At 48.9% G+C, this 9,014-nt stretch carries 10 protein-coding genes and 1 pseudogene; 10 read left to right on the forward strand and 1 reads right to left on the reverse strand.

The genetic code is table 11. The features are described 5' to 3' along the window. The first annotated feature begins 35 nt into the window (after nucleotides 1–35). From rfbB to ACEE09_RS03685, 4 genes are all read left to right on the forward strand, one after another. Entirely contained in the window at nucleotides 36–1,034 is a 999-nt protein-coding gene (gene rfbB / locus ACEE09_RS03670; protein WP_449082163.1) for a dTDP-glucose 4,6-dehydratase, read from the forward strand. Continuing rightward, a complete protein-coding gene (gene rfbD / locus ACEE09_RS03675) occupies nucleotides 1,034–2,455 on the forward strand; it encodes a dTDP-4-dehydrorhamnose reductase (protein ID WP_449082165.1) in 1,422 nt (473 codons plus the stop codon). The genes rfbB and rfbD overlap by 1 nt, the downstream gene beginning before the upstream one ends. Continuing rightward, nucleotides 2,452–3,618 (forward strand): glycosyltransferase family 4 protein, encoded by a 1,167-nt coding sequence (locus ACEE09_RS03680; protein WP_449082167.1) that lies wholly within the window; start codon nucleotides 2,452–2,454, stop codon nucleotides 3,616–3,618. Before rfbD ends, ACEE09_RS03680 begins: the two co-directional genes overlap by 4 nt. 330 nt (nucleotides 3,619–3,948) lie before the next feature. Continuing rightward, nucleotides 3,949–4,548 (forward strand): transposase family protein, encoded by a 600-nt coding sequence (locus tag ACEE09_RS03685; RefSeq protein WP_449082169.1) that lies wholly within the window; start codon nucleotides 3,949–3,951, stop codon nucleotides 4,546–4,548. 184 nt (nucleotides 4,549–4,732) lie between these two features. On the opposite strand, the pseudogene ACEE09_RS03690 reads toward ACEE09_RS03685, so the two are convergent. Then, nucleotides 4,733–4,939: pseudogene (locus ACEE09_RS03690) on the reverse strand (hypothetical protein); the annotation flags it as partial. A 371-nt stretch (nucleotides 4,940–5,310) separates the two neighbouring features. On the opposite strand from ACEE09_RS03690, the gene ACEE09_RS03695 reads away from it, so the two are divergent. From ACEE09_RS03695 to ACEE09_RS03720, 6 genes are all read left to right on the forward strand, one after another. After that, nucleotides 5,311–6,327 (forward strand): polysaccharide pyruvyl transferase family protein, encoded by a 1,017-nt coding sequence (locus ACEE09_RS03695; RefSeq protein WP_449082171.1) that lies wholly within the window; start codon nucleotides 5,311–5,313, stop codon nucleotides 6,325–6,327. A gap of 205 nt (nucleotides 6,328–6,532) precedes the next feature. Next, nucleotides 6,533–7,156, forward strand: a complete 624-nt coding sequence (locus ACEE09_RS03700; RefSeq protein WP_449082172.1) for a 50S ribosomal protein L25/general stress protein Ctc — start codon at nucleotides 6,533–6,535, stop codon at nucleotides 7,154–7,156. A gap of 123 nt (nucleotides 7,157–7,279) precedes the next feature. Further along, nucleotides 7,280–7,861, forward strand: coding sequence for an aminoacyl-tRNA hydrolase (pth, locus tag ACEE09_RS03705; protein WP_449082174.1), 582 nt, complete (start codon nucleotides 7,280–7,282; stop codon nucleotides 7,859–7,861). A 216-nt stretch (nucleotides 7,862–8,077) separates the two neighbouring features. Continuing rightward, nucleotides 8,078–8,302: a transposase family protein gene (locus ACEE09_RS03710; RefSeq protein ID WP_449082176.1), complete on the forward strand. Its 225-nt coding sequence runs from the start codon at nucleotides 8,078–8,080 to the stop codon at nucleotides 8,300–8,302. Nucleotides 8,303–8,354: 52 nt separating this feature from the next. Further along, nucleotides 8,355–8,675 (forward strand): transposase, encoded by a 321-nt coding sequence (locus ACEE09_RS03715; protein ID WP_431465090.1) that lies wholly within the window; start codon nucleotides 8,355–8,357, stop codon nucleotides 8,673–8,675. Continuing rightward, nucleotides 8,672–8,947, forward strand: coding sequence for a hypothetical protein (locus tag ACEE09_RS03720; protein WP_449082178.1), 276 nt, complete (start codon nucleotides 8,672–8,674; stop codon nucleotides 8,945–8,947). The genes ACEE09_RS03715 and ACEE09_RS03720 overlap by 4 nt, the downstream gene beginning before the upstream one ends. The last annotated feature ends 67 nt before the right edge of the window (nucleotides 8,948–9,014 follow it).

Raw genomic sequence — 9,014 nt, forward strand, 5'->3', positions numbered from 1 at the left:
CCAAAATAAGGTGATTTGCCACTACTGTTAGAGATATGGGAAATATTCTTGTTACCGGCGGTGCCGGCTTCATCGGTTCTAACTTCGTCCACTACCTGGTAGATAACACCGACCATAAGGTCACAGTGCTCGATAAGATGACCTACGCCGCCAATGAAATGTCACTCGCAGGGCTTCCTTCTGACCGTTTTGAACTGGTCAAGGGCGATATCGCTGACATGGACGTCGTCGACCCCCTGGTCGCACAGGCAGATGCGGTCGTCCACTATGCAGCTGAGTCACACAACGATAACTCACTTAACGACCCTAGCCCCTTCATCCATACTAACCTCATCGGTACTTTCACTCTGCTTGAGGCTGTGCGCAAGCATAAGACTCGCTACCATCACATCTCAACTGATGAGGTGTTTGGTGATCTCGAGCTAGACGATCCCGCTAAGTTCACCGAAACTACCCCCTACAACCCGTCCTCTCCCTACTCCTCAACCAAGGCCGGCTCAGACCTTCTGGTTCGTGCCTGGGTTCGTTCCTTCGGTATTGAAGCAACGATTTCTAACTGCTCCAATAACTACGGCCCCTACCAGCACATTGAGAAGTTCATTCCCCGCCAGATCACCAATATCCTGGCCGGCATTAAGCCCAAGCTCTATGGCGAAGGTCTGAATGTGCGCGACTGGATTCACGCCTCTGACCATTCTTCAGCGGTGCACACCATCCTCGAAAAGGGTAAGGTCGGTGAAACCTACCTGATCGGCGCTAACGGGGAAGAAAATAACATCACCGTTTTGCGCACCATCCTGCGCCTTATGGGTCAGCCCGAGGACGCCTTTGAGCACGTCGTAGACCGTCCTGGTCACGACTTGCGCTACGCCATCGACGGCACCCGTCTGCGTGAAGAGCTCGGCTGGGAACCCCAGTTCACCAACTTCGAGGCAGGTCTGGCAGACACCATCGCCTGGTACACCGACAACCGCGCCTGGTGGGAGCCCCTCAAGGCAGAGGTTGAAGCCAAGTACGCAAAGGCAGGCCAGTAATGCCCAAAAAATTGGCTGTTCACGCAACGGATATCCCCGGTCTACTTGTTATTGATATTCCCCAGCACGGCGATAACCGCGGCTGGTTCAAGGAAAACTGGCAGCGCGAGAAAATGGTTGCAGCGGGTCTGCCAGACTTCGGCCCTGTACAGAACAACATTTCTTTCAACGCAACCGCAGGTACGACCCGCGGCATCCACGCTGAACCCTGGGACAAGTACGTCTCGGTAGCCACTGGCCGTATCTTCGGAGCCTGGGTTGATTTGCGAGCCGGAGAATCCTTCGGCAAGACCGTAACTGTCGAGCTTGGCCCCGACACCGCTGTTTTTGTTCCCCGCGGTGTGGGCAACTCCTTCCAGACCCTGGAAGACAACACCGCCTACACCTACCTGGTCAATGACCACTGGTCAGCGGACGCCCAGGGGGAGTACTCCTTCCTTAACCTCGCCGATGAGACCGTATCGATTGACTGGCCGATTTCTCTGGAGCAGGCAGAACTCTCTGAGAAGGATAAGAACCACCCCCGTCTCGCTGACGTCGAGCCCCTGGCCCCAGCTCCCCTGCTGGTGGTCGGTGCGAACGGGCAACTGGGTCGTGAGCTGGTCAAGCAGCTTGACGCATCCGGTACCCCCTACCTTGCTGCTACTCGTGCAGAACTTGACCTGGCGCGTCCTGATAGCTGGGCTTCTGCCTACCGTTGGCGTTCGCTGCGCGGCATTATCAACGCTGCAGCCTACACCGCGGTTGATCAGGCTGAGACGCCCGAAGGGCGCGCGGGCGCCTGGGCAGTCAATGCGACCGGCGTTGCGGCTTTGGCCAGGGTGGCGGACGAAGCCGGTATCCCGTTGGTCCACGTTTCGACAGATTACGTTTTTGATGGTTCCCTGCCGTTAGGCGAAGAGTATGCAGAGGACGCCCCGCTGGCTCCCCTCGGAGTTTATGGCCAGTCAAAGGCTGCCGGTGAGATGGCTGTTCGCTCGGTACTGCGCCACTACATCGTGCGAACCTCATGGGTTATGGGCGATGGCAAGAACTTTATTGAGATTATGAAGTCGCTGGCTGAGCGCGGAGTGAATCCCACCGTAGTTAACGACCAATACGGACGCCCCACTTTCACGGAGGACCTTGCTGGAGCGATTCTGCACCTGGTGGACAATAACTGTGAGTTTGGTACTTACCATATTTCAAATACTGGTGAGGTAGTGACCTGGGCAGACTTGGCGAAAATGGTATTCGAAGGTACTGGCCACTCAGCGGATCGAGTGACTCCGGTGCCCACGGCTGAATACTTTTCAAATGCTGAAGTTTTTTCTCCTCGCCCTGCTAATTCAGCTTTAGACTTATTAAAAATTAGTGAAGCAGGATTCACACCGCGTGAGTATCAAGAATCTCTGAAATTTTATTTATTAGGCAAATCGTGAAAATCAATAAGAGAATTGTAGCAGTAGAGCCGGGATCTTTTTTTAAATCTGGAGATGAGTATTTTATTGAAGAGCGAAGCTTTTTAGGATACAAGGCATACCAGGATTATCTTCAAAAACATCACCCCGATATAAAATTTGAAGTTATTTCAGTATCTGGCGTCCAAAAAGGTTTGAATAATTTAAATTCTTTATACAAGTTTAAAGCGTCTGATATCAATATAAATGAAAATGCGCTATCTTCCTGGATAGATGAAATAATCGATAAGGATGCATCTGAGGAAATTGTTATTCTCTCACTATGTCGCCCTGATTTACTTTATTTATCTGAAGCGAAACTAAAGGGTAAGATTAAGACAGTATTCTTGGTTGAGAATGATTTCCGAAACAAACTCTTGATGATGTCTTCAGCAACTAAAGGTAGCATAAATAAAATACGAAGTATCGTCGGATTGACCAAAAATGAGTTCCTGATTCGCCGAGCTTTGCGCGCATGCTCTGGTATTCAATTTAATGGAGTTCTAGGTGAATCTCTGTATTCGAAATATAGTTTTAAATCGATTATATTTTTTGACCATCGAGTAGAAAGTGTGGCTAATAATACTGCCAGTAAATCTCTATCAAAAGGTCTTTCGATTGGAATCTCGGGGCGCCTTATTGATATTAAAGGCGCTCAGTATATACCGGCACTATCTAAATTTCTTTATGAATTAGATCCTGAAATTGAGATATACATAATGGGAGATGGGGAGCATCGAGAACTCATAATCAATGAATCGGCTCCGAACGTTAAATATAAAGGTTTCATGCCTTATAAAGAAGAATGGGAACCTTTCGTAGAAAAAAATATTAATATTATGGCGTTCTTGTATGTGCAAGGTGACCCATCGATGACGTATTTTGAATCTCTCGGGAGGGGGGTGCCGCTGGTAGGTTTTTCTAATATTACACTGGATTATCTTGTGTCTCAGAAGTGTGGATGGTCAGTAGAGCGAAAAAATCCGGAAGCATTGGCTAGAAAGATATATTGGGTTAATCAGAATCGTAAAATTCTTGAGAATACTTCTCGAAATGCAATAGATTATATGTCTAACAATCTATATTCTAAAAATGTGTCTCTTCGTATGGAACACCTAGTGTCTAGATTCTCCGAAAATAGTTAGGAAAAAATATGTTCTCTACGTAGAGTCCTACTCTCAAAAATACTGAAGGGTATCTGTAAGGAGTCCCATAGGTTCATGATTGCTGCCTGTCTTCTTGCCCTGGTTCGTTTCGCCCACAGGCGATTCATAATCAGCCCTCGAGCCCTCAACAGCTTTACTGCGAGTCTGTTTCACCCACTCCTATGAATTAAAGCGTACTTCCTATAGCGAGGGTTATTCATAAGGGGGGGGCGACACCCCACCCCCACCAACTAGACAACGGCCCCACCAAAGCAGCAACCTTGAGGATAAATCGCCAGACATATACTCAAACCGCACCAGGACGAACCGTTGCCACACCAGCGTACAACCGGCCTTACCCACACGCAATTCGCCACCCTCCTCACAGCCCTCACCGAACAACTCATCTGGGCCAAACCAGCAGAAAAACCCCGAAAACTTACCCTGCCCCAGGCCCTAAAAATCACCCTGCTCAGCTACCGACAAAACATCACCCAAGAAACCCTAGCCCACCTCTTCGGCATCTCACAGCCCACCATTTCACGAACCATCAGCACCATCGAAAAAGCACTCACCCAAGTCCTCAAACCACTGAACAGGCCCCTCACTGAAAGCCTGAAGACACCAGGTTCCCTTGTAATCGACGGAACAATAATACCCACCTGGAATTGGCGCTCACAAGAAAAAACGAACTATTCAGGTAAGCACAAGAGAACTGGTTTCAATCACCAGGTGATTTGCACCCTTGAGGGGAAACTTCTAGCTATCACTGATCCGTTGCCTGGTGCTGCTCGGCATGATACGTATGCTTTTAGGAAGCATGAGCTGGGTCGGTTTCTGGACTCTTCGACTCTGGCTGATAAGGGCTATGTGGGGCTGGGGTTAGCTACCCCAACTAGGCGTAAGCCTGGTCAGAAGTTAGCTATGTAACAAAAGCGAAATAATCGGGTGATTAACCGGTTCCGGTCAGTGGTTGAGCGGGTGATTGGGAATATCAAGACTTGGCGGGTGTTGCATACGGGGTTTAGGCGGCCGTTGGGTTCGTATTCGCGGGTGTTTTCGGTGGTTCGTGGGTTGATTTTCTTTGTGGCTGGGTACCCCTTATGAATAATCCTCAGTTTGTTTTACCTAATAAGCGCCAGTTCCAGGTGGGTATCAGAGTCCCGTCAATTACTAAGGACCCGGGTGCTTTCAGGCTTTCTTTCAGGGGCTTGTTGAGCGGCTTGAGGATTGTTTCGAGTGATTTTTCAATGGTGTTGATGGCCCGTGAAATGGTTGGTTGGGAGGCAGTGAATAGCTCGGCAAGAAGTTCTTCGGTGAGATTGTGCCGGTGGTACGGTGGTGGCGCAACGGTTCCTTCGGTGCGGTGCTGAGAATATTACTGGCGTTTTATCCTTTAGGTTGCCGCGTGGTGGGGCGGTTGTCTAGTTGGTGGGTTGGATTTTTGAATAAGCCTCTATTATACTATTTGAGGTGCAAATGTTCTTCCAAGGTCGCTCATAACTGCTTATATTAATCTAATTTTCTTATTTTCTGTCAGTATGAATGGAGTGTGTTGTGGGTTATATTAGAATTAGATTGTCGGTCTATGATGGTTTAGAAATTTAATTTTAGAAAATCTGTAGCTATAACTTTATAGAACTATTTAGAATTTCACCTCCGAAAATCTAAAGTAATAGATAGGTAGACGATATGTCGGTTTGCGAAATAATTCAATCACAGATTGATGATTCTTATAGAAGAGCACTCAAAGGGGCTACTCAAGTTATTCTTCTTGATCAGCCCTTCCATCGAAATTTGGGAGATACTTTTATCTGGCAAGGGCAGCTGGATACTCTGAAACGTTTGGGCGTAAAAGTTGTATATAGATCAAGCCAGCCCTATATTGAGCAGAGGGTTGTTAATTCTTTGAGCCCTGACATTCCTATTTTATTGCATGGTGGTGGCAATATGGGGGACCTCTGGCCTGCGCACGAAAAATTTCGCCAAGATGTGGTTGAGCTTTATCCTAATCGCCATATCATAATTCTTCCCCAAACTATTTATTTTAAATCTGAAATCAATAAGAATAAAGCGCAAGAGGTGTATTCGAAAAATACGAATGTTACTATTATGGTTAGGGATTCTGGGCAAATAGATAAAGTGCAAGATATGTTTCCCAGCAATGAAATTATCTATTGTCCGGATAGTGCGCTAGGAATTAGTTATCGAAAATTAAAAGCTTTTTGCGCTCTGATTCCTGTCGTGGAAAAGAAACTTCGTGTAATCCAGAGGGAAGATATTGAAAGTTGTGATAAGCCAATTATCGGACGATCTGAAGACATTATAGGTGACTGGGAGTTTGGACCTCTGAATTCAATTTTATGGCAGAAACTTCCATCTTTTATGAACAGATTTACCAGGAATGACAAAATTCCAACTAAATTATTGATTTTAACAAATCATATTCAGAGTGAGATTGTTAGGATTTTGAATATGTCGGCGGCTGTTTTTATGTATAAAAAGTCTCATACTATTGTTACCAATAGACTTCATGGTCATATTTTTGCATGCATGCTTGGAATTCCCAATTATGTTAGCGATAATAATTATGGAAAGATTTCAGCGATATATGAGGACTATACTTATCAATTTTCGTTTGCAAAAATGTTTAGAGGAATTCACGAGGCTTATTCTTTTGCATTGGATTCAACCAAAATGAAATCTTGATAGAGTTTTCTTGAGAAAAAATATCTAGACTCTTGCGTTTAGGGTGCAGGCTGAGTTAATATTAATTTTAGCCAAGGCAGTGGAATGCCGGTGGGAAACCCCGGTAGGTCCGGAACTGACGGTGGCTGGTTAGAAAGCGATTTCTGGCGCCAGTTCACTACACCACTTGGCGCATCGATAACTAACCACAGAAAGGATGGCCCTCATGTCAGAGACCATCAAGATTGCCGCAACCGTCCGCACCGACTTCGGTAAGGGCTACGCCCGTCGCATCCGCATGGCCGGCGACATCCCCGCCGTCATCTACGGCCACGGTGAAGAGCCCAAGCACGTTGTACTGCCCGGCCACGCAACCACCCTGGCAGCCCGCGTCCCCAACGCTATCCTCGACCTCGACATCGAAGGTGACTCACACCTGGCCATGATCAAGGACATCCAGCGCCACCCCATCCGCCCTGAACTGCAGCACATCGACCTGCTGACTGTTAAGCGCGGCGAGCGTGTTGAGATCGAGGTTCCCGTACACGTTGAGGGTGAACCCGCCGTTGGTGCTGTTGCAAACCAGGAAGAAACCGCTCTGCTTGTTGAAGCAGACGCTCTGAAGGCTCCCGAAGCTCTCGTTGTTAACATCGAAGGCCGCGAAGCAGGCGCCCACGTTCACGCTTCCGACGTTGAACTGCCCGCCGGCGTTACCCTCGTAGCAGATGCAGAACTGCTGGTTGTTAACATCTCCGAGCCCGAGGAACTCGACGTACCCGAGGTTGGCGAAGAAGGCGAGAACGCTCCCGAGGGCGCAGAAGCTGACGCTCAGGTAGACGAAGCTAAGTAAGCTCTATAGCTACCTCACCTCTTTGTAAGGCCCGTACCGTAGTCAACGACGGTGCGGGCCTTCTTCACTCGATAAACTCTTTACATGCTTACCGCATTCTTGCGCCGTAGGAAGGGCGAAAATATGTCAGATGCTTGGCTTATCGTTGGTCTGGGTAACCCCGGCCCCGAGTACGCTGCAACCCGTCACAACATTGGGCAGATGGTGCTCGATGAGCTCGCAAACACAGTGGGCGGTAATTTCAAGAAGCATAGCAAGGCCCGTGCCCAGGTCCTAGAAGGACGCCTGGGCGTGGGGGGCGCGAAGGTTGTGCTGGCAAAGCCCCTGACCTACATGAACGTATCGGGCGGGCCCGTCTCTGCCCTTGCTCAGTTCTACGGCATCGACCCCGAAAAAATCATCGTGGTGCACGATGAGCTTGATATTCCCTTTGATTCCATCAAGCTGAAAATCGGTGGGGGAGAGGGCGGCCATAACGGTTTGCGCGATATTAGCAAGGCTCTGGGGACTAAGAACTACTACCGGGTGCGTACCGGTATTGGTCGCCCTCCGGGCCAGATGCAGACCGCCGATTTTGTGCTGAAGCCCTTCACAACAGCGGAGAAGAAGGATCTTCCTTTCTTCATTTCTAATGCAGCAGATGCCACGGATATGTTGATTAAAGAGGGGCTGCTGCCCGCCCAGCAGTATTTTCATAGTAACTAGAAACAGATTCTCTATGCGAGGTAGCAAATAAATTATGGAAGAGATAAAAAAGGGCTGGGAGACCAACCCTGGAAAGTCGACTGAGCACAAACAATGAGGCTTATTCAAAAGTAGGCACGCACCCCAACCCCACCAACTAGACAACGGCCCCACCCGCGGCAAAAATATGAGCGTTAAATCTCTACAAATAACCTCAAGCCATACCGGACAAGACCGTTGCTACACCAGCGTACAACCGGCCTCACAGCCACGCAATTCGCCACACTACACACAGCCCTCACCCATCACCTCACCTGGTCAAAACCAGGCGGAAGACCACCAGCGCTAACCCTCACCCAAGCCCTCAAAATCACCCTGCTCTACCACCGCCACAACCTCACCGAAGAACTCCTCGCAGAACTTTTTGCTGTCTCTCAATCGACTGATATGTACTGGGTTTAGTTCCGACCCCGTACATTGGAAACAAACAAAAAAGAGCAAAGGAACTTCACCCATGCCCACCAAATACCCCCAAGAACTCAAAACAAGAGCCCTACGCCTACTGGCCGACCACCTCGAAAACAACCCCGACACAGGCATCTACACCGCCTGCCGAAACATCGGAGAACGCCTCGGCATCGGCCCTGAAACCTTACGAAAATGGCACAAACAAGCCGAAATCGATGCTGGTAACACCCCCGGCACCACCACTGATATGGCAGCCGAAAACCGACGCCTGCGCAAAGAAAACGCCGAGCTCAAGCGAACCAACGAGATTCTACGAACAGCATCAGCTTTTTTCGCGGCAGAACTCGACCGTCCAGCCCGATCATGATCCGCTATATCGATAGGTATAGGAACCGTTTCGGGGTTGAGAACATCTGCACCGCACTACAAGAAAACCTCGCTGGTGGTTTCATCACCTCACGCGGCTACCGCGCCGCTAAGGCTCGTGTTCCTGCAGCACGTACTTTGAAGGACCAACTTCTGATTCCTGAACTGGTGAAAATCCATGAAGAGAATTATGGCGTGTATGGTGTGCGCAAGATGTGGCGGGACTGTCAGGAAAACGGTGTAAACCCTCCCAACCCCAACATGAGAAAATAACACCATGACAACAGAACACCAACTCGCCCAAAACCTCATCACCCAAGCCAAAGAACAAGGCCTAGAC

The sequence above is a fragment of the Rothia sp. 88186D007BW genome (genome assembly GCF_053544215.1).